The following is a 20,583-nucleotide window of genomic DNA, read 5'->3' on the forward strand; positions in this document are numbered from 1 at the left end:
TGCCGCCCGAAAGGCATCTGGCATAAGGTTCGCCTAAGATGAGCGTCTCGAAGGGCTTCCTTGGTACACTGATGGTTTTGGCTTCGTTCTCGCTCGGTCTCGGAGCGTGCGCGAAGGGCGCCGAGGTCGCCGACGAGGACGAGAGCGAGGCGGTCTCCGCCGACGCCGCCGCCGACACCTCGAAGCCGTCGACCACGCCCGCGCGCGACGCCGCCACCGACTCCGCGCCCCCGAAGGACGCGTCCATCCCGGATACGGCCACCGTCGACGCGACGCCTCCTCCCCCGCCGCCGCCCGACGCGAGCACGGGCAACCCGCCCGCCACCTGCACGGACAACCTGATGCTCGCCAAAGGCGTCACTCAGTTGGCCGCTGGAGACACCCCGCCGTGCGACGGCACGTGCCGCGGATGCTGCAATCCGGCCCCGTTCGTCTTCTGCGTGAAGCCGATCTTCTGAGCGCTCGAGACGGGCTCGCGCGCGGGCACGCTCAGCGCACACGCACCGTGGCAAGCACGCCGAAGTGATCCGATGGAAAGACGCCCTCGTGGGGCTCGTCCAAGACGATGCGCGCCTCGAGCACGTCGCCGTGGCGCTTCGGATCGTCGTGCCCTCGCACGAAGACGTAGTCGATGCGCCTCTCCGGCTCACGGAGCGGCTCGGCGAAGGGGTTTCGGGTCGAGAACGTCGTCCCGTCGCCGCGACCTCGGACGCCGAACGCGTCGATGAAGTAGACCGAGCGCCCGCGGAGCGCGGTGAGGCCGCGCAAGAAGCGGATCTCGTCGGAGTCGGGCTCCGCGTTGAAATCGCCCATGAGGAGCGGCGATAGGCCCTCGCGCGAGGGCGCGTACGACTCGACGAGCTCGGCCACGGCGCGCACCTGCTCCTCTCGGACGTGGCCCTCGTCGAGCCGCCACGACAGATGCGTGGAAAATACAGGCAACGGTCCCCAAGGGGTCGCGAGGCGCGCGGCGAGGAGCACGCGGCGGTCGCCAGGATCCCGCGAGGGGAGCGAGAACGTCGTGTGCTCGAGGATCGGGTAGCGCGAAAAGATCCCATTTCCGACCTCGACGTCGCCCTCGACGTACGCCGGTCCGAACGCGACCTCGTAGTCCCCTCGGCAGAGCTCCGCGGCTTGATCGAGGTCCTTGGCGACCACGAGCTCTTGGACACCCACGATGTCGGGCGAGAGCGCGACGAGGCCTTGCCGGAGGGCCACGAGGCGCGCTTCCCATGGGCCGAAGCGGTTCCAGAGGTTCAGCGTGAGGGCGGTGTAGGTTCCCATGCCGAAAGACGTAGCGTTTCCGCTCGCGGCGCGCCGCTCGAAGCGTACGATCGACGACGGATGCGCGCCGTCGTTCACGCTCCTCACGTCCCCACGCGGCTCCTCGCTTCGCTGGTGGGGCTCGCCGCCACCGGGCTCGCTCTTGCCGTCGCGGTGGGTGTCCTCTTCGGCGTGAGCGCGGCCGTGTCGCTCGGTTTGCTCTCGATGACGTTCGCCGCGCTCGCGCTCGTGCGGCCCTTCGGGTTTCGCACGCGCACGCTCACGATCGACACCGAGCCTGGCCGTGTGCACCTGCGACGTGCCATCGGCGGCGTTACGATCGACCGGCGCGACGTGGTGGGAGCGACGACGTGCCACCACGAAGGGCGGGTCGTGATGAGCCTCACCGTGTCCGTGTGGCGGGGTACCACCACCGTGACCCTCTCCTTCGACGACGAGGCCTCCGCGGAGCGTGTTCGCGCGGCGCTCGGCCTCCCCCGCGAGGGCGCAGGAGAGACGTGCTTCGCCGTGTCCCCGTCGATGGTCGACACCACGACCCGCGTCGTCTCGGGGTTCGTGGCGTTCGGCTCGCTCCTGGCGTTCCTCACGCCGGTCGAGCCGGGCAGCGCGGCGTTCCACGAGCTCTACGCCTACGTGTACGGCGGGCCCGCCCTCGTCTTCGCGCTGGTTTTGTCGTTGGTGGGCCATGTCCCCGCGTCGCTTCGGCGACGGATCGCGCTCCGGCCGGAGGCCGCGTACTTCCCGGGCGACGTGGGGCCCGTCGCCGTCCCGTACGACCGCATCGTCGGCGCGACGCCGCAGAAGAAGGGCCTCGAGCTTCGCGTCGAAGGCGCGCCGCCCGCGTTCCTCGCGCTGCCTGCCTCCCACGCCGAGCTCCGCCTCGTGGCGGCGCACCTCGACTCGGCGGCACGAAGGGCCCGCGGCGAAGGCCGAAGAGCCGACGATCCGGGCGAACGCATCGCGAGGCTCGCGCGGTCTCGGGGCGAGAGCGTGGAGCAATGGCTGACGCGGCTCGATGGCGTCGCCGCCACGCTGGGGAGCGGTTACCGAGCCGCCGAGCTCGCGCTCCCCGATCTCGAGCGCGCGGCGCGCGACATCGATCTCTCGACCGACCTACGGCTGGCGGCCGCGCGGGTGCTCCGAAGGGCTCCGGGGCAGGCCGGCACGCGCATCGACCCGGCCACCCTGCCGTCGTCGAGCGAGGAGCACGCCGCCCTCTTTCGCGTCGCCGACGGCCCGGTCGACGCGGTCGCGCGCGCCTACGAAGCGCTCCCCGAAGAGACGAACGACGAGGCGGCGCGCGCCGAGGGCGTGGGTGCGCGCGCCGAGACCGTGTAAGGGAGACCCGATGACACTCCTGCTCGTCGGGGCCTTCGCGCCCGAAATCGCGCCGTTTCATGGGCGGCTCCCCGAGGGCGTGGAGGCGCGCGCCGTCGGGATCGGCCTCGTCGACGCGGCGCTCGGTGCGGCCCGCGTCATCGCCGAGCTCCGCCCGTCCGCGGTGGTGCTCGTCGGCTCGGCGGGGGTCCTGCCGGGGTCGAGGGTGGACCTGCTCGAGGTGGTCGCCATCGGGAGCACCGTGCTCGCCGACCTCGCCGCCGCCCGAGGGGAGGCGAGCCTCCTTCCCCGCATGGCCGAGGTCCGCGAGACGAGCGCCGAGCTCACCGCGGCGCTCGCGCCCGAGGCTACCCGCGTGTGTGCGTTGACCACCCTGACCGTGACCACGTCGGACGAGGCCGCCGTGGCGCTCGCGGAGGCGCACCGCGGGCATGCGCCGCTCGTGGAGAACCTCGAGGCCTACGCGGTCGCGCGCGCGGCCGAGGTCGCCGGGGTTCCGTTCGCCGCGGTGCTCGGCGTGACCAACCGGGTCGGGAGCCGAGGGCGGGCCGACTGGGCGCAACATCATGAAAAGGTAGCCGAATTAGTCTGCGACCGGGTCCTCTCGGGCCTCGCGCGGGCGGACGCTCTCCCCCTTGCCGCGGCTCCCAGGGCCGACTAGTCTGAAGAGAGCCATGGGTCGCCCTCGGAAACTTCCCCTCCGCTCGCCCCTCACGTGGGGGTGTGCGCTCGGCGTGGCCTTCGGCGCTCTCGGCTGTTCCGTCACCGCCACGGCCGACTCGTCCGACGCGTCCGACGTGAGCGCCTCGCAGGCGGCCCTCGTGACCGTCGAACGCACGAGCGACCCGGCCAAGACCGAGGTCGTCGCGCGGCTCGTTCGTGTCGTCGGGCCCGGCACCCTCGACGAGCCCGCGCTCCGCTTGGCAGGCCTTTCCGACGACCTCCCTGGCCTCGGCACCTGCGTGGCCCCCTCGGCCCGCGCCCAAGCCTCGGCCGTCCGAAGCCTCGAGCTCGCCGACCTCGGCCAGGTCACGGCGGAGCTCGGCGGCGCGCCCGTCGGCCTCACGGCCCGCCATGTCCCCGATCCGGCCGGAGTGCTCTCGGGTGTCGTCTACAACGCGCGCCTCGTCGAGCCGAGCGCCGGCGAAGGCCGCAAGCTCGTCGTCCGAACGGCGCCGAGCGATCCCGAGGCCGCGTTCGTCGCCGAGGTTCGTGTCCCGGCCGACGTGAGCGACCTCCGCATCGGAGGGCAAGACCCCCGAGAGCTCACGGCCGCCCCCGGCCCCGCCGAGCTCACCTGGCTCGCGGGCGAGCCCGAGGACGTCATCGTGGTCGACGTGCGCGCCCAAGGTCGGGCCGCCGTACGCTGCGCGTTCCCCGATGCGGGCCGTGGTGTCCTTCCGCTCCTCGGAGACGAGGGAACGCTCGTCGTGCATCGCGTCCACCGCGAGCGATTCCGCCTCGACAAGTCCCGCCGGGACGACGGCGAGATTCGCTTCGACACGGCAAAAACCTTCGTCTTTTCGCGCACTTCGAGGGAAGGGCGGTAACACCGCCCGTCGGCTCGCATGGCGTGGCGAACCGAGCCTCTCGCGCGTGCCCTCCGCGCCGCGGTGCCTCCCGTCGTAGCCCTCGCCGTGCTGTTCGTGGCGGGCCACGCTCCGGCCGCCCCCAAGGTCGCCAAGCCGCAAGCCCCCGCAAAGGCAAGCCCCCCGCAGCCCGCCAAGGGCGGCCCTGGCCAAGGCAAGGGGAAGCCGGGCAAGAAGGCCAAGCCCGAGCCGCCCATCCCCAAGGGCTACGCGAACAGCGTACGCGCGTGGCACGCCGCGATCCCCGGCAAGTCCGCCCCGAACGACGATCGCGGCCGCCCGAAGCTCGTGCTCTTCGCCTTGAACACGCAAGAGCGCGTGGAGCTCACGGCCCTCTCGGATACGGGAGGATTCTCGGGCTCGGACCTCGAGCGCGCCGCCCAGCTCCTCCGTGATCCCCGCACCGGCAACGAGCACCCCGTCGAGCCCCGCCTCCTCGACTCGGTCTACCGCATCGCCCGAAGGTTCTCCGCGCACGAGATTCGTGTGGTCTCGGGCTACCGAACGCCCAAGCCGGGGACGCACTCGAACCACGGGCGTGGCCGCGCCATGGACCTCATCGTTCCCGGGGCGACCGACGAGGACGTCGCCAAGTTCGCGCGGGAGGCTGGCTTCGCGGGCGTAGGCATCTACCCCGTCTCGGGGTTCGTGCACGTCGACGTGCGCGAGCACTCCCACTTCTGGGTCGACACCACGGGCCCCGGGAGAAAGAGCCGCGACCGGGGCATCCTCGCCGACGTCGCCGCGCGCTCCGACAAGGCCGCGCTCGCCCGAGGAGACCGCCCCATCGGCCCCTTCACCCTCCTCCCCGACGTCGACGGGGCGCTCGCATCGCGCGAGAAGGCGCTCGGCGCGGCGCATACGCCCTCCGATCCCGATGGTCACCCCCACGACGAGGACGAGGACATGGAGAACGTGGGCGGGGGCGCCGATTGAGCCCCGAGGTCGCGGCCCTCGTACGCGAAGAGCGCCTGCTCGAGGCGGCCGAGCTCGCGAGCCGAGGAGGGGACCACGCGACGGCCAAGAAGCTCTTCGAGCGGGCCTGCGCGTTCGGGAGGGCCGCGAAAGAAGCCCTCTTGGCGTCGTGCCCGGAGGACGCCATCGGGCTCGCCGCCGAAGCCCGCGACGAGGACCTCGTCGAGGCCTCGCTCGTCGCCCTCGAGGGGTACGGCGCGGCTCGCGAGCGCCTCGCGCAGAACCTCGAGACACGTGGCCACGCTCGCGTCGCGGCGCGCCTCTACGAAGCCGCGGGCAAGCCGAAAGACGCCGCCCGCGCTTACGACAAAGCGGGAGACGCGCGACGGGCCGCGCGCATCCTCGAGGCCGAGAACGACGTCGTCTCCGCGGCGAAGGTGCTCGAGTCCGCGCTGCGGCGCACACCGGACCAGTACCCGCTCCACGTGGCCTACGGGGCGCTGCTCGTCCGCTACGGGAAGACCGAGCACGCCGTCCGAGCCTTGCAGAAGGTCCCCGCCACGGCCAAGGAGCGGAGGCTCGCGCTCACGTGGCTCGTGAGGGGCCTCCGGGAGCTCGGGTACACGCAGGCCGAGGCCGAGGCCGAGCACGAGCTCGCCACGCTCGGGGGCCCCGCCGACGTGACCGACGACGCTCCACAAACCAACGTAAAATCTCGCCTTTTCGGCAGGTACGAGGTGGTGCGAGAGGTCGCGAGCTCGCCGTCCGCGCGCGTCGTCGAGTGCATCGACGCGGTGCGCGCCGAGCACGTGGCCGTGAAGATCTTCGCAGCCTACGACGCGCGCGGAGCCGGGCGTGATGCGCTCGCGAGGTTCGAGCGCGAGGTCCGGGTGCTCGGGGCGCTCGATCCCGAACGTGCTCCCCCTCCGCGACTACCTGCCCGAAGGTCCGGCGCTCGTGCTCGCGTGGATGAAGGGCGGGACCCTGGACGACATGCTCCGCAAGGAGCCCCTCGCCCCGGCGCGCGCCGTCGAGATCGCCGTCGCGGTGCTCGCGGCGCTCGGAGAGGCCCACAGGCTCGGCGTGCTCCATCGTGACGTGAAGCCCGCGAACGTGCTCTTCGACGACGCGGGCGTCGCGCGCCTCGGAGACTTCGGCGCAGCCCACCTCGGAGATCTCTCGGCCACGGCGACCGCAGGCCTCATCGGCACGCTCGCGTACATGAGCCCGGAGCAGCGGGAAGGCCGGCCGGCGACGGTCAAGAGCGACCTCTACGGCGTCGGCGCCATTCTTTGGGAGATGCTCACGGGCGAGAAACCCGAGCTCCCGAAGGCCGTCGACGACGCGCCCCTGTCGACCACGCGGCCCGACCATCGCACGCGCCCGAGCGGCGTCCATCGCGACCTCGACCTCCGGCACGACCAGGTCGTGCTCCGCCTGCTCGACCCCGATCCGGAGCGCCGACCGGCCGACGCCTTCGCCGCGCGGCGCGAGCTCACCGCGCTCACCTGGCCCGCGACGATCGAGCGCACCCCGCTTCGCAAAGCCTCCGAGCATCCCCACGCCGCGCCCTCGGGGGAGGCGCGCCTCGTCGCCCGGGCGGACGGCGTGCTCGTCGACGTGTGGCTCGAGCGACCGGTGGAGCGCGTGGCCCTCGCCGACGTCGCGCTCACGAGGGCGCGCGTGCTCGCTCGCCTCGACCACCCTGCCCTCCAGCCCGTGCTCCGGGTCGATCGCGACGACGGCGCCATCTGGCTCGCCGATCCGGACGCACGCCCGCTCGCTCGTCCGCTCGGACCGCACGAGGTGTCTCAACTGAAGGACGCCCTGGCCATGCTCCACGCCGAGGGCCTCGTGCACGGCTTCGTCGACCCGGAGCACGTGCGCGAGCGCCGGGATGGCTCCGTGTTCCTCACGTTCACGCCGAGCCAGGGCCCGACGGGCACGGTCGACACCGATCGCATCGGCCTCGCGCGCCTCGCGGGTGCGTAAGGCGCCGCGCCTCAGTCGACGATAGGCAGACGAATCGTCTGGGGCTTGCCGCCCCGCTCGTAGTCGACGACGAGCTCCTTCGCCTTGGGCAGCGCTTGGAAGACGGCGAGCGCCTCCTCGGGGTGCTCGATGGCCTGGCCGTTCACCCGCACGATGACGTCACCGGGCTGAAGCTCGGTAGCCTCGAGGTCGCCGCGCAGCTCGACCACTCGAAACCCAAGGAATTTTCCGTTACGAAACGCGGGGTTATCGTCGAGAGTCACGTCCTGGAGGAACCGCCCGATCCCGCCGCGCACCGTCTCCTGCACGCCCGCCCGGGAGAGCTGCGTGACCTTGGCCCGAGGCGCCTTGGGCGGTGGCGCGACCTGCGCCGCGTTGGCCGGGGTCAGCGGCTCTTTGCCGAGCTCGTTCGGCTCTCCACACGCCACGAGCGCGAGCGACGAGGGCAAGGCGAGAGCGAGGACGAAGGGAGCGAGACGGGGGCGTGCCATACCCCTCCCATGCCCCGCGGCTCACCGACCGTCAACTTTGCGGCAAGCCGCAGGTCGTCGCGATCGCCGCGTAGATGCGCTCGTGCACGTCCTCGACGGAGCCGACCCCGTCGACCACCACCACCCGGTCGTCGGGCATGTGCGCGCCGAGCCCGCGGTAGAAGTCGGAGAGCGAGCGCTGCACCTCGTTCTGCTCGTAGAGCTGCGCCGCCTCGCCTCGCGCTTCACGGCGCGTCGCCGCGAGATCGGCCGCCACGTCGACCACCACGATCACGTCGGGGCGCACGGCGTGGCGGTTCAGCGCGCGGATCCACTCGACGGCCTCGGGGCCGCCGCGCCCGCTCGTGACGCTCTGGTAGGCGAGGCTCGACGCGTCGTACCTGTCCGACACGACGATCCCACCTCTCTCGAGCACGGGCTCGATCTCGGCTTCGACGTGGTCGAGGCGGTCTGCGGCGAAGAGGAGCGCCATGGTCGCCCAGCCGGGCGCGCGCCCCGACGGCAGCACGAAGCGCCCCCCGAGCACCTGACGGATCATCGTGCCAACCGGCCCGTCGCTCGGCTCGCGCGTGCCCTTCGCGAAGTGCCCCTCGCGCTTCAAGCGCGCGACGAGGAGCGACGTTTGGGTCGTCGTGCCCGCGCCGTCGATCCCCTCGAGGACGATGAACCGCCCTTTGTGCGAAGCTAAACCCATAGACCCTCCTCGCTCACAACCACTCGAAACGGTTACACATTTACAGACGGGAAGGGCCGCTCACGCGGCGCCGAGGCTCTCGGGAGGGTCCTCGCCGAGGACCACGTTGTCGATGAGACGGGTCTTCCCGATGCGGCACGCGAGGGCGACGAGGGTCACGTCGTCGACCGGGCCCGCGTCGGCGAAGGGGGCGAGGGTCTCGGGGTGCGCCACCTCGACGTAGTCGACGGCGTCGGCGACCCGGGAGACGTGACCGAGCACGAGCTCGCGGAGCTCCCGCGCACGACGCTCCCCCGCCGTGAACGCGCCATACGCCGCGCGGAGGCCACGAGACAGCGCGAGCGCGCGCTCGTGCTCTTCGGGGGACAAGTAGGCGTTGCGGGAGCTCATCGCGAGCCCCGAGGGCTCACGGACGATCGGGTGCCCGACGACGGTGACCGGAAAGAAGAGGTCGCGCGCGAGCCGACGAATGACCGCGAGCTGCTGAAAGTCCTTCTTTCCGAAGATGGCGTGCGCCCGTCCGAGCAACGAAAAGAGCTTCGACACGACCGTGGCGACCCCCTCGAAGTGACCGGGGCGGTGCGGGCCGCAGAGGCCCGACGTGAGCTCGTCGACGCGCACGCGCGTGCGCTCGCCTTCCGGGTACATGGCCGTCGCCTCGGGGCAGAAGAGCACGTCGCAGCCGGCGGCCTCGAGCTTCGCGGCGTCGCCGTCGAGATCGCGCGGGTAGCGAGCGAAGTCCTCGTTGGGGCCGAACTGGGTGGGGTTCACGAACACGCTCGCCGAGACGAGCCCGTCGTCGCCCACGAGCTTGCGCCCCTCGCGGACGAGCGCGAGGTGCCCGTCGTGGAGCGCGCCCATCGTCGGCACGAAGGCGACCCGCGAGCCTCGGGCGACGCGCGCGGTGTCGAGCGCGCTGCGGAAATCCTCGGGGCGAGCGACACGAACGATGGGCATGGGGACCTCGGGGGCGAAGGACGGAGCGAGACCACACGAGCCGGAGCACGGCTCCCGGGGCGCGCGTGGGCCTTCCTTACCCTGGAATCGCCGACGTCGGGCCCCCCTTTGCGCAGGATTCGCAGAGGGACTGTCCGAAGAGGTCGCCCCTCGGAACGCCCGACGGCGCGCGGTCGTGGGTGCCTTCCCGCGTGGCTTTGCTAAGCTCCGGGCCATGTCGCCCAGGAACGCTCGCCTCGTCGCCGTGCTGCTCCTCTCCGCCGGACCCGCCGCGGCGTGCGGAAGCCGTGGTCCTCTCGACGGCGCCGACCCGGCGGCCGAAGCCGACGCCGCGCCCCTCCCGTCGAGCACGGGCACGATCGTCCCGATCGACGCCGCGCCCACGTCGACGGGCCCCGACCTCCCGCCCATCGTCGACTGCAGCCTCTGCCTCATCGGCGAGTGCAGCCAGCCGATCGTCCAGTGCGTGACGAGCCCCACGTGCCAGGCGGCCTTCCAGTGCGTGCTCACGCAGTGCGGGGCCGGGCTCGACACCGCCTGCATCTTGGGGTGCGCGCAAGGCTCGCCGCAGGGGGCCCTCCAGCTCCTCTCGATCCTGCAGTGCGTGACCGGGAAGTGCGGCGAAGACTGCACCGACATCCTCTCGCAGCTCGGAGGAGGCCTCGGCGGAGGTGGAGGCAATCCGCCGCCTCCCACGCGCGACGCGGGCCCCGTCCCTCCCCGCGACGCGGGTCCACCCCCTCGTGACGCCGGCCCGCCGCGCCCCTTCGCCACGCCGACCCCGCGCACACGCGAGGCCATCGAACGCGCGTTCTCTCCTTGGCCCGAGCTCGTCACCCCGTCACGCTGACCGCCCGAAACCGAACGATCGACGAAGGAGAACGGCACACCTAAGTGCTCGTTCTCCTTCGGCATTTTGAGACTTTACGGACCGACGGCTCCGGCCCGGATAGGGCGCGACGGGCCCCGCCCGAGACGTGCGGGGCCCATCGAGAGGAGCCGTCGTGCGGGCGTGCGACCGTGTCTCAGGGCCCGCAGAAGCGGGCGCCGACCGCCGAGAGCCACGCACCGTAGTTGAAGCCGTACGATTGCGGGTTGCACAGCGTGGAGGGACCCGAGAGGAGGGCGAGCCCTCCGCACTGAGCCGCTTGTGTCGACGTGGCGAAGCACTGGGTCCCCGCCTGGGTCACGCCGGAGCGGCACTGCGCCGTGGCGCCCTGGGGGCACTGCGTGCAGCTCGTGTCGAGGCAGTCTTGCGAGCAGCCGAGGCTCCTCCGGCACTCGGCCGAGACGAACGGCGCGACACACGCCGAGATGCCCTTGCCGAAGGTGGGGAAGTTCGGGTCGAAGAACGCGCTGCGGAAGTTGCCGAGGCACGAGCCGCACTGGGGCTCGACCGCCGCGAGGAAGGCGAAGAACTGTGTACACTGCACGCTGTCGTGCCCGTTGGCGCAGGCGGCCTGCGCGTTCTGGAGGCTCACCGCCGAGCACACGTTCGTGTTCTGCGGGAGCACGACCTGCGACACGCCCGCGTTGCAGCCGGGGTAGGTGGCCGGGCAGGTCGACGGGATGCCGCACGCGCGCGGGTTCGCGAGGGTGTTGCACGTGGTGCTCGTGGCGAAGCAGTCGGCGCACGCCGCGCCTCCCGATCCACACGACCGGTTCGTGAAGCCCGCGAGGCACTGGTTCCCGTTGCAGCAGCCGGGGCAGTTCGCCGGGCCGCAGGCGGGGTTCGAGCACGTGCCCGCGTTGCACGCGCCGCCTGGACCGCACGCGCGGCAGGCGAGCCCGCCTTGCCCGCACATGGCCGCGTCCGTGCCCGGCATGCAGGTGTTGCCGTCGCAGCAGCCGCGGCAGTTCGCGGGGCCACACGTCTGGCCGCCCTGGCATACGCCGCCGGCGCCACACACCTGGTTCAGTCCCGCGCAGTTGGTGCACTGCGTGCCCGCCGCACCGCACGCGGTGTCTTGGGTGCCGAGCGTGCAGCGATCCCCGATGCAGCAGCCGGCGCAGTTCTCGGGGCCGCACGGGGGCGGCGTGATGCACGTGCGCCCGTTCGGTTGATCGCGCGGCGCGCACACCTGGGCGCGGCCCGTGCAGTCCTGGCAGGCCTCACCGCCGCGACCGCAGGACGTGCTGTCGATGCCCTCGGTGCAGGTACCACGCGCGTCGCAGCAGCCTCCGCAGTTCTGCGGGCCGCAGCGCCCGATGCCCTGGCACTGCCCGCCTCCGCCGGCCGACGGCCCGCAGGTGGTGCCCTGCGCCGTGCAGTTCTGGCAGGCAGCCCCGCGGTTGCCGCAGGCCTGCCCGTCGGTCCCGGTGAGGCACTGGTCGCCGACGCAGCAGCCGGCGCAGTTCGAGGCGTCGCACTTTCGAGCCGCGTTGCAGGTGCGGAGGCGGCTGTCGCACGCTTGGCCTTGGCCCGCGCAGTCGGTGCAAGAGGCCCCGCCTTGCCCACACGCCGTGGCGTCGGTCCCGGGCAAGCACACCCCGGTGCCGCCGGCCGTCACGCAGCAGCCGGCCGCGCAGCTCGTGGCGTCGCACGTGGGGACGCGTTTGCCACACGCCTTCCGCGAGGGCTCGCACACGTCTTGGCCCGCCGCGATGCAGTCGGAGCACTTTCCGCCGAGCCCGCCACACGCCTGCACGTCGGTCCCGACGCGGCACACGCCGCGCACGTCGCAGCAACCGTTGGGGCACGTCGACGGGCCGCACGTGCCCGCGTCTCCGCCCGAGTCGGTCTTCGCGTCGGTGAGCGATGCGTCGAGGATCGGCTCCTCGAGGCTCGATCGGCCACACCCGGAGCCCGCGGCCGCCACCGCGCTCCCGAAGAAGGCGAGCGACGCCACGAAGCGCGCGACGCGGGAGAAGGACGATGGCGGTGAAGCGAAGACAGGTTCTTTCATGGCGTGCCGGCCGGAGGGCCGCTCCTCGAGTTCCCGCGTGGCGAAGGGCACGCCGCGGGCCGCTCGAAAGCCTAGTTTGGTGGGACCCATTCCGCAATTCCGCGGAGGCGTTTTCGCCCGTCGGAGGAGCGGCGCCCCCTCTATACGTTTACGTATATCCCTGGCCGCGCCCGCCGCGTCCCTTCGGCTCTCCGGAGGTGCTCCGCGGAGACGCAGCCGTCGCCTCGATCGTGACGCCGAGCGCCGCGCATAGGCGGAGCGCGACGTCGAGAGAGACCCCGAGCTCGCCGCGCTCGACACGCGCCACGGTGTTGGGCGCGAGCCCCGCGGCGAGCGCGAGCTGTACCTGTGTCCAGCCCTTCACGGCGCGGGCGGCGCGCACGCCGGCACCGAAGCGCGACGCGAGCCCGTCGTCGCCCTCGCCACGCGCCTTCCTCGGGGTGCGGTCGTGCCCCATCCCGCTCGACCATACAGGTCACCGCGCTCGAACCGCGCGCGGAATCGACGTAGCCTCGTCGCATGATCTCTCTCGGCGAGCTCCTGCGCGCCTTCGCCGAGCCCGTAGCCCCGCTCGTGCGAGAGCGCCTCGTGCGGGCCCTGCCCGAAGGGAGCCGGCTCGACGAGCTTCGTGTCGATGGTTCCACCGTCACCGTGGGCGGCCTCCTCCTGCCCGCGGGCCCGCTCCGTGTCATGGTGGACCACGCGCGGGCGCACGTCTCGGCGCTCGGCTTTTTGCGCGGCGCGGCCGTCACGCTGGGGGACGCCCACGGGACGATCGAGATGGACCGCGAGACGCGCGGGGCATTCCGCTTCACGTCGAGCGGGGGCGAGCGCGCTTGGGCCACGGGCGCCCTCGTCGTCACGTTCGGAGAGCTCCGCGCCGAAGCGCGGGTCGAGGTCGCCGACGGTCGCGTCGTCCTCGAGGCCCTCCGTCTCGTAGGCGAAGGAGGGACGAGCCTCGTGGGCCGTCTCGAGCTCCGTGGAGCTCGGCTCGAAGGTACGCTCGTGGGCACGGCGGCCCTCGTCGATCTTCTCGACGTCACCCGCACGGGGTCTCCCCTCGGGCTCGACCCGACCGGCGTCTCTGCCCACGTGGAGCTGCGGGTCTCCGGCACGAGCGAGGCGCCCGTGGTGAGCGCCTCCCTCCGCGCCGGCGCGATCCCTCTACGGCGCCCCGGGCACAAGCGATTCGTGCCCTACGCGAGCGCGACGGACGTCACCGCGACGGCGCGTATCTCCCCGCGATCACGCACGTTTTCGGCTGAGTGCGAGCTTTGTGTACCCGGGGCATCCCGCGTTCGCGCGAGCGCCGCGCGGGGCGTCGACGGAGGCACCGTCTCGCGTCTCCGTATCGAGCGGCTCGGTCCGGCGGCCATTCGCCCGCTGCTCGCGCTCTTCGGTGTCGACGGGCTCGGCCACGCGCGCGGCGAGGTGTCGGGAGAGCTCGTCGTCCGTGCTCCCCCCGAAGGCCCCGCGTTGCTCGAGGGCGACCTCGCGGCCCCGGAGCTCGGGCTCACGGTAGGCTCGCTCGAGCTGCCCATCGAGAGCTGCGCGGCCACCCTCTCCGGGAGCGTCCGAAGGCCGAGCTTGCGCGTCACCGGGACGTTCGAGGGGGGCGCGCTCACGCTGACGAAGGGCGAGGACGGACGCCTCGACGTCGCGCTCCGAAACGCACGCGCGAGCGCCCTCGTGCGCCTCTCGCAGGCCGCGCCCGAACGCGCCAGGGCCGCCCTCGCAGGCACGGGAGAGAACGCCGCCTTCTACCTTCCCGAGGAGCTCGCCGTCGACCTCGATCTATGCCCCGCGAAGGGCGCGACCGACGCGCGTATCACCATCTCCGGGCCTGGCACACGACTCGTGACCACGATCTCGGTCCGCGAAGGAAGACACGTGGGCTCGCGCGCCGAAGGGCAGATCGCGATGGCCCACGCCGCGATCGTGCTCGACGCGGGCTCGCGCCTCCCTGCCGGCGCCCGCATCGAAGGCGGCTCCATCACGCTCGACCTCGGCCTGGAGGGAGACGTCGCGTCGACACGAGCGCTCGGAACGATCGGTCTGGACCCGACGGTCCTCACCCTCGGAGAGAGAGCGATGCGCCTCGGCGCCGCGCGCGCGAGACTGCACGTGACCCGTACGTTCGTGGCCCTCCACGACGCGCACGTCGAGGTCGGCGAGGGGCGCGTTGCGCTGGCCGGCTGCGCGATCCTCGGGGAAAACGTGCGCGCGAGGCTCTCGGTCTCGGCGAGGCGAGTCGCCGTCGACGCCCTCACCCTCCTCACGGACGCGCCCCTGCGCGGCGACGTATCCCTCTATGGGGACGCCTCGATCCACGCGGGGACCGTGCTCGCGTGGGCGAACGCGCGGGTCGACGCGCCGACCTACCCCGCGCTGCCGCGGGCGACCGAGCGCCTCGAAAAGCTCGGCCTCCCTCCCCTCGCCACCGAGGGAGACGGCCCGCTCGAGCTCGTCTGTGGCCTCGAGGCCGGCGTGGTCACCGTGCCGCGCCTCCGGTTCGCCGTCCCGGGCCTGCGCATCGGCGCCCGCGGCCGCGCGACCCTCCGCGGCGAGGAGCTCCGCGCCACGGCCACGGTGTCCGCGCAGCCCGCGTGGCTCGCGCGAAGTCGCCTTCTTTCCATCCCGGCGACGCTCGCGGGCACCATCGAGGTCCCCGTCACGGTCGAGGGCTCCCTCTCGAGCCCCGACGCCAAGAGCCCCGTGCTCGCGGCGCTCCTCACGAGCCTCCGCCGCGGCATCTTTCGCTCGCGAGGCCCTTCGCCCCTCGCGCTCCCCGAGCGGCCCATGCCCGTCCTCGAAGCCCCTTTCGAGGCGGCCCCGGACGACGCGCTGACGATCGCCACGATCGCTCGGGGCACCTTGCCGCACGAGCACACCGAGCAGCTCGCCCTCGACTTCGTGTCAGCGCGCCCGAAGAGCCCTCACCCCGAGTGACGCCGCGAACACCGCCGCGAGCACGAGCACGATCGACGCCCCCTCGGGCCAGGCGAGCGCGTGACCGAGCAAAAAGCCCAAAAACACGCCCAAAACTCCTGCCCCCATCGCAAAACCCACGACCCCACCGAGCCCTCGCCCGAGGGCCCGCCCGGCCGCCGCCGGGATGACCAAGAAGGCGCTCACGAGCACCACCCCCGCGAGCCGAATCGCCGACACGACCACCGCCGCGAGCAGCGCGAGCAGCGCGCTCTCGAGCCACCCGACCTCGATGCCCGAGAGACGCGCGAGCTCCTCGTCGAACGTCGCGTACGCGATCCGCGTCCACGCGAACGCGAAGAAGACCGCCGTGATCGCCGCGATCCCGACGACGACGACCAGATCGTCCGAGCCGACGAGCAGGATGTTCCCGAAGAGGAGCTGCTCGGGATCGAACGCGCCGGCCGTGCGCGGGGCCTTGCGCAGCAGGATGACACCGAACGCGAAACACACGGCAAAGAGGATCGCCATGGCCACGTCGGAGCGGAGACCACCACGCCTCCGGAGCGCCCCGATCGCGACGGCCGCGAGCGCCGTGAACGGGATGGCCACGACGAGCGGCGCGTGGAGCCCCAAGAACATTCCGAGCGCGATCCCCCCGAAGGCCGCGTGAGAGAGCCCGTCGCCCAGGGTGGCGAGGCCACGGGCCGTGACGAGCACTCCGAGCACGGCGAGCAGCGCCGCGAGGATCGAGCCCGCGAGGAGCGCGCGTTGGAAGAGCGGGATCGCGAGAAAAGAGAGGTCCATCGGAGGCGGGTAGCGGCGAGGTGCCCTACGAGCGCGAGGAGAGCACGATTCGGACGGCCTGCCTCGCCCTCCCTCGACGCTCAGAAAACACCAATAGTTTCATGCATATGCCGATTGCCGTCACAAACCGAGCTGCTTCTTGAGGAGCTCCCGGAGCACGAGATCCGACACGTCCACACGCGCCCAGCGCTCCCCCGCGCCCGCGCCCTTGCCCCACGAGACGACCGCGGGCGACGGCGCGACCGGATGGCTCGGGTCGACCAGGAACGGCTGGGCGAAGAAGACGAAGCTCACCTCTTTGCCGAGGGCGCTCACGTACGTGGCGAGGGACTTGTCGTCGGCGAGCTTGCGCGGGGGCTTCGTGCCACGCACGAGGAGATCGAGCGGAGAGTCTCCGACCGCGGCGACGAGGCGCCCCCCCTCCGCGTTCCACGCGAGCCCGAGCTTCGTGTCGGACAGCTTTCCTTTCCCCTCGATCGAGAGATCGAGCACGTCGCACTTGCCGACGCCGGGGGCGTCCCCGGTCGATCGGAGGGTCTGCTTCAGGTGGAAGGGCTCCTTGAACACGGGCGCGCGGAGGAGCTCGGCCACGTCTCCCATGGCGCGAGGTGCGAGCCCTCCGTCACGGGCGTCGGTCCTTAGGACGAGCCCCTTGCCTACCCCCTTGTCCTTGTCCGCGCCGCCGAGCGCGAAGAGCGTGAGCGCGTCCCCTCGCCCTTTGGCGAACCCGTCGATCGCGCCGTGGAGCTTCTTCCCTTCGGCCTCGGGCAGGCGGGCGCCGAGCGCGGCGACGATGGCGGCCTCGACGTCCCGCGCGTCGGCCACACGTTCGTCGGGGGCGCTCCGCGACAGCACGGCGAAGATGGCGTCTTGGGGCACTTCGAAGATCGGGGCGACGTCACCGACGGTCATCGCCTCCACGCCACCGTCGCGCTCGGGCCCGGTCGCCGTCACGCGGACGTGCACGTCGCCTACGCCCGTGTCGACGTCGACGCTCGCCTTCGTGAGGCTCGCGAGGGTCGCCATCCGGCGCTGCACGAAGGCGTCCACGATGGCCACGACGGCCTTCGGATCGCCGAAGTCGGGGGCCCTGCCCCGGGCGTCGCGCATCTTGGCGTCCGCGGCGAGCAAGTCGACGGCGTAGGCCTGCCATTGCCGCTCGAGGAAGGGGCGCACCTTTCCCGATATGGCCGTCGGGGCGAGCTCGACGTGCACCTCGGACTTGGGGAGCGGGGCCTTCGCGAGGGTTCGTGCCGCGTACGGCCCGAGGCGCTTCACGGTGGCCTCGTCCTTCGCGACGACGAGGTACCCCGACGGGTCGAGGGCGAGCCCGACGCCGGCGCGCGTGTCTCCGCCGCCCTTCGGGGACAGCACCGTCAAACCTGCTTCGTCACGCGCCGAGAGCCTGGCCGTCTCGGAGTCGACGAGGGCGTCGCGCGCCTTGCGCTTGTCGAGGAGCTTCACCGCCACGGCCCAGCTCGGCTCGGTAGGCTCCCCTGCGAGCACCACGAAAACCGGTGATTTTCCGTCGATTTCGGCCCCGACGCCGAGGTCGAGCCCCGCGAGCGACGCGACGAGCCCGCCCGCGGACTGGGGCATGAGCCCGATGGCCCCACCGATCCCCGTTTGGACGCGGCGCCAGGACACATCGGGGGTGAGGAGGGTCACGTCCGCGACGAGGTCGTCCGGGGCGGGGACCTTGGCGAGCTCGGGCTCTTGAGCGTCTCGCGCCTCGGTCTCGGTCTTTCCGCAGCCCCCGCACCCCGCGAGCCCGAGCACGAAGAAGAGGCCGACGGAGAGCCCACGAAACGAGCGGAGCTTCGAGATCATCGCCCCGCTTTTACCAGCGAAGGCCGAAATCTCCACGGCAGGAACGCGCCGCTCGGGTCCGGCGCCGACGCGCATTCAGCTTGAAATATACGCCAAACGCCTACCCCAAAAAGGGCGTCTGGCCGGGGTGGTGCGGCTCGGCTGGCAAGTGGGCGTTGAAGTCCGCGGGAGGCGGCTGGTAGAGTCGCGCGCCGCGCCGCGAGTGACCGCGCGCTTCTTCCCGCACAGCGGCTCGGAAGGCGACCGTGACCCCATGATCGACGACGTCCACAAAGAGTTCCTCTCGGCGGCCGCCAAGGCCCACGACGCCCTCAAACGCGACCTCGCCAAGCTGCGTGCCGGCCGCGCCAGCACGAACCTGCTCGACGGGGTACGCGTCGACTACTACGGCACGCCCACGCCGCTCGCGCAGATGGCGAACATCGCGATCCCCGAGGCCCGCATGATCACGGTCAAGCCGTGGGACAAGTCGGTCATCAAGCAGGTCGAGAAGGCCCTCCGCGAGAACGACCTCGGCCTGAACCCCCAGACCGACGGCGATCTCATCCGCATCCCGCTCCCGCCCCTCACGGAGGAGCGCCGCCGCGAGTTCGTGAAGATCGCCAAGAAGTACGGAGAGGAGTGCAAGGTCACCCTCCGGAAGGCCCGCCACGAGGCCCTCGACATGCTCACCGAGATGGACGACGAGGGCGAAGCCAGCCAGGACGACGTCGAACGCGGAAAAAAGAAGGCGGAAGAGCTCGTCTCGGAGGCCGTGAAGCTCGTCGACCAGCTGGTCGCAGCCAAAGAGAAGGACATCATGGAGGTGTGACTTCGGGCCGCGGTTTCCCCGCGGTCGGCCCGTTCTTCGCAGACGACCGGGTCGGAGCCCGAAACGTGCGGTACTTGGCGCGAAATCCGCCACCTTGACACCACCGAGCGACGATGAAAGCCTGGACGAAATGACGACGCGCGGGCAGTGGAGCTGCCCCCCTTCGGCTCCCACCAAGGAACGTGAAACGCGGCACCCCTCTGCGCTCGGGTCCGCGCGCGCCGTGTGCAAAAGGCCCACGCCATGAAAATCGAAGCATCCCCGATGCGCGCGATCGCCGCGGGCCTGAGCGACGTCGGACTCCAGCGCGAGCACAACGAGGACTCGTTCGTCGTCCTGAGCGAGCACGACCTCTTCGTCGTCGCCGACGGGATGGGCGGGCATCGCGCAGGTGACGTGGCCTCCAAGCTCGCCACCGAGACGATCTCCGAGTTTTTCCGGTCGACCGCGAACGAGGACGTGACCTGGCCGTTCCACTTCGACACGAACCTCTCCGAGGAGGAAAACCGTCTCTTGACGGGCATTCGTGTCGCGAACCGCCAAATCTTCGAGCGGAGCTCGCGCTCTCGCGAGTGCCACGGCATGGGCACCACGGTCGTGGGCGCGATGTTCAGCCCGCGAAAGCGCCGCATGTACATCGGCCACGTCGGGGACTCGCGCTGCTACCGCGTCCGCAACGGGCAGATCCAGTGTTTGACGCGCGATCACTCGCTCATCAACGACTACCTGCTCGCGATGCCGGACCTGACGGAAGAGCAGCGCAGCGAGCTCCCGAAGAACGTCATCACCCGCGCGCTCGGCATGCACGATCAGGTCGTCGTCGATCTCCAACACGACGATCCCCGGAACGGCGACATCTACGTGCTCTGCTCCGACGGCCTCTCCGGCATGGTCGAGGACGCGGAGATCCTCGAGCTCGTGAAGCAGTCGAACGACATCGGCGAGCTCTGCACGGCCCTCATCGCGAAGGCCAACGAGCACGGCGGTGAGGACAACGTCACGGCCGTCGTGATCAAGATCGAGGTCCCCGACGAGCCCACGGTGCAAGACGGCGAGCCTCAAGAAGAGGTGACCATGTCGGGCGTCCTCCATCGCGACTCGGCCGGCGTCGAAGACCTCGCGACCCGCGAGACGGCCCTCCCCGATCCGGCGCCCGAAAAGACCCCGCGGGCCCCCGAGTCGAAGTAGCGCGGCGCGCGCGCACCGTACGGGTGTCGACCGTCTCCGGCACGGCGCCGTGGCCGTTCGCTTGCGTCTTTGCGCCGGGCATTCTATGCGAAGGCACCTTGGGCCACGTCGGCCCTCCCCTTAAGAGCACCCATGGATCTCAAACAAGCCATCGACACGGTCCGCCACCTCGACAAGTTCCTCGGCCAAATCACCCAGGAATACGGCACGGCGACCTACGCGATCTTGGCAGCCGTGGTGTTCTGCGAGACGGGCCTCGTGGTGCTCCCGTTCCTCCCCGGCGACTCGCTCCTCTTCGCGTCGGGCGCCGTGGCGAGCCTGCCCAACTCCGGCCTCAACGTGGCCTTGCTCGGGCTCATCCTGATCGCCGCGGCCATCGTCGGCGACACGGTGAACTACCATGTGGGCAAGGCCATCGGCCCGCGCGTCATGACGTCGTCCACGTCGAAGATCTTCAACAAGAAGCACCTCGATAAGACCCGGAAATTCTTCGACAAATACGGCGCGAAGACGATCATCCTCTGCCGCTTCGTCCCTATCGTCCGCACGTTCGCGCCCTTCGTCGCCGGCGCGGGCACCATGAACTACGGCAAGTTCATCACGTACAACGTGATCGGAGCGGTGGCCTGGGTGGTGCTCATGATGGGCTCGGGCGTGCTCTTCGGTCAGCTCGACATCGTGAAGAAGAACTTCGAGCTCGTGGTCATCGGCATCGTGGTGCTCTCGGTCATGCCGATGGTGATCGAGTGGTGGAAGAACCGCGGCAAGAAAGACGACGGCGCCGAAGAGAAGCCCGCCGAGGCCGTCGCCGCCAAAGACTGAGACGGGGCGCTGCCATTTCGCGGCGCGTCGC

19 protein-coding genes are annotated in these 20,583 nt (G+C 71.3%); 11 read left to right on the top strand and 8 right to left on the bottom strand.

What is annotated here, in order from left to right; all coding sequences use genetic code 11:
* The first annotated feature begins 38 nt into the window (after positions 1–38).
* Positions 39–458, top strand: a complete 420-nt coding sequence (locus IPK71_30835) for a hypothetical protein (protein MBK8218147.1) — start codon at positions 39–41, stop codon at positions 456–458.
* Positions 459–489: 31 nt separating this feature from the next.
* Here the strand turns inward: IPK71_30835 and IPK71_30840 are convergent, their stop codons facing one another.
* Positions 490–1,284: an endonuclease/exonuclease/phosphatase family protein gene (locus IPK71_30840; protein ID MBK8218148.1), complete on the bottom strand. Its 795-nt coding sequence runs from the start codon at positions 1,282–1,284 to the stop codon at positions 490–492.
* 60 nt (positions 1,285–1,344) lie between these two features.
* Between IPK71_30840 and IPK71_30845 the strand changes: the two genes are divergently transcribed.
* The 5 genes from IPK71_30845 (at position 1,345) to IPK71_30865 (ending at position 7,118) form a co-directional block, all read left to right on the top strand.
* The gene (locus IPK71_30845) at positions 1,345–2,622 is read left to right on the top strand and encodes a hypothetical protein (GenBank protein MBK8218149.1); all 1,278 of its coding nucleotides are present in this window, start codon (positions 1,345–1,347) and stop codon (positions 2,620–2,622) included.
* A 10-nt stretch (positions 2,623–2,632) separates the two neighbouring features.
* Positions 2,633–3,283, top strand: coding sequence for a hypothetical protein (locus IPK71_30850; protein ID MBK8218150.1), 651 nt, complete (start codon positions 2,633–2,635; stop codon positions 3,281–3,283).
* Positions 3,284–3,296: 13 nt separating this feature from the next.
* Positions 3,297–4,172 carry a hypothetical protein gene (locus tag IPK71_30855; protein ID MBK8218151.1) on the top strand — a complete coding sequence of 292 codons (876 nt, stop codon included), beginning with the start codon at positions 3,297–3,299 and terminating at the stop codon, positions 4,170–4,172.
* Positions 4,173–4,190: 18 nt separating this feature from the next.
* Positions 4,191–5,147, top strand: coding sequence for a DUF882 domain-containing protein (locus tag IPK71_30860; protein ID MBK8218152.1), 957 nt, complete (start codon positions 4,191–4,193; stop codon positions 5,145–5,147).
* 837 nt (positions 5,148–5,984) lie between these two features.
* The gene (locus IPK71_30865) at positions 5,985–7,118 is read left to right on the top strand and encodes a protein kinase (protein ID MBK8218153.1); all 1,134 of its coding nucleotides are present in this window, start codon (positions 5,985–5,987) and stop codon (positions 7,116–7,118) included.
* An 11-nt stretch (positions 7,119–7,129) separates the two neighbouring features.
* Here IPK71_30865 and IPK71_30870 read toward each other — a convergent pair whose 3' ends face one another.
* Genes IPK71_30870 through IPK71_30880 form a run of 3 tightly spaced genes read right to left on the bottom strand, consistent with a single transcriptional unit; the run spans position 7,130 to position 9,260 of the window.
* Entirely contained in the window at positions 7,130–7,609 is a 480-nt protein-coding gene (locus tag IPK71_30870) for a hypothetical protein (GenBank protein ID MBK8218154.1), read from the bottom strand.
* Between the two features lie 31 nt (positions 7,610–7,640).
* Complete coding sequence (tmk, locus tag IPK71_30875) at positions 7,641–8,303, bottom strand: dTMP kinase (protein MBK8218155.1); 663 nt, start codon at positions 8,301–8,303, stop codon at positions 7,641–7,643.
* Between the two features lie 60 nt (positions 8,304–8,363).
* Complete coding sequence (locus IPK71_30880) at positions 8,364–9,260, bottom strand: pantoate--beta-alanine ligase (protein MBK8218156.1); 897 nt, start codon at positions 9,258–9,260, stop codon at positions 8,364–8,366.
* A gap of 214 nt (positions 9,261–9,474) precedes the next feature.
* Here IPK71_30880 and IPK71_30885 point away from each other — a divergent pair, with 214 nt between their 5' ends.
* A complete protein-coding gene (locus IPK71_30885) occupies positions 9,475–10,110 on the top strand; it encodes a hypothetical protein (GenBank protein ID MBK8218157.1) in 636 nt (211 codons plus the stop codon).
* A gap of 175 nt (positions 10,111–10,285) precedes the next feature.
* Here the strand turns inward: IPK71_30885 and IPK71_30890 are convergent, their stop codons facing one another.
* Together IPK71_30890 and IPK71_30895 are read right to left on the bottom strand one after the other, a co-directional pair.
* Positions 10,286–12,166: a hypothetical protein gene (locus IPK71_30890; GenBank protein ID MBK8218158.1), complete on the bottom strand. Its 1,881-nt coding sequence runs from the start codon at positions 12,164–12,166 to the stop codon at positions 10,286–10,288.
* A 148-nt stretch (positions 12,167–12,314) separates the two neighbouring features.
* Positions 12,315–12,623: a helix-turn-helix transcriptional regulator gene (locus tag IPK71_30895; GenBank protein ID MBK8218159.1), complete on the bottom strand. Its 309-nt coding sequence runs from the start codon at positions 12,621–12,623 to the stop codon at positions 12,315–12,317.
* 62 nt (positions 12,624–12,685) lie between these two features.
* On the opposite strand from IPK71_30895, the gene IPK71_30900 reads away from it, so the two are divergent.
* Entirely contained in the window at positions 12,686–15,115 is a 2,430-nt protein-coding gene (locus IPK71_30900; protein ID MBK8218160.1) for a hypothetical protein, read from the top strand.
* Here the strand turns inward: IPK71_30900 and IPK71_30905 are convergent.
* Both IPK71_30905 and IPK71_30910 read right to left on the bottom strand, forming a co-directional pair.
* Complete coding sequence (locus IPK71_30905; protein ID MBK8218161.1) at positions 15,083–15,901, bottom strand: metal ABC transporter permease; 819 nt, start codon at positions 15,899–15,901, stop codon at positions 15,083–15,085. The genes IPK71_30900 and IPK71_30905 overlap by 33 nt on opposite strands.
* 120 nt (positions 15,902–16,021) lie before the next feature.
* A complete protein-coding gene (locus IPK71_30910; protein MBK8218162.1) occupies positions 16,022–17,731 on the bottom strand; it encodes a hypothetical protein in 1,710 nt (569 codons plus the stop codon).
* Between the two features lie 253 nt (positions 17,732–17,984).
* On the opposite strand from IPK71_30910, the gene frr reads away from it, so the two are divergent.
* The 3 genes from frr (at position 17,985) to IPK71_30925 (ending at position 20,552) form a co-directional block, all read left to right on the top strand.
* A complete protein-coding gene (gene frr / locus IPK71_30915) occupies positions 17,985–18,542 on the top strand; it encodes a ribosome recycling factor (GenBank protein ID MBK8218163.1) in 558 nt (185 codons plus the stop codon).
* A gap of 264 nt (positions 18,543–18,806) precedes the next feature.
* A complete protein-coding gene (locus tag IPK71_30920; GenBank protein MBK8218164.1) occupies positions 18,807–19,730 on the top strand; it encodes a Stp1/IreP family PP2C-type Ser/Thr phosphatase in 924 nt (307 codons plus the stop codon).
* A gap of 132 nt (positions 19,731–19,862) precedes the next feature.
* Complete coding sequence (locus IPK71_30925; GenBank protein ID MBK8218165.1) at positions 19,863–20,552, top strand: DedA family protein; 690 nt, start codon at positions 19,863–19,865, stop codon at positions 20,550–20,552.
* Positions 20,553–20,583: the final 31 nt, after the last annotated feature.

It is taken from the genome of Myxococcales bacterium (genome assembly GCA_016712525.1).
Classification (GTDB): domain Bacteria; phylum Myxococcota_A; class Polyangia; order Polyangiales; family Polyangiaceae; genus JAAFHV01.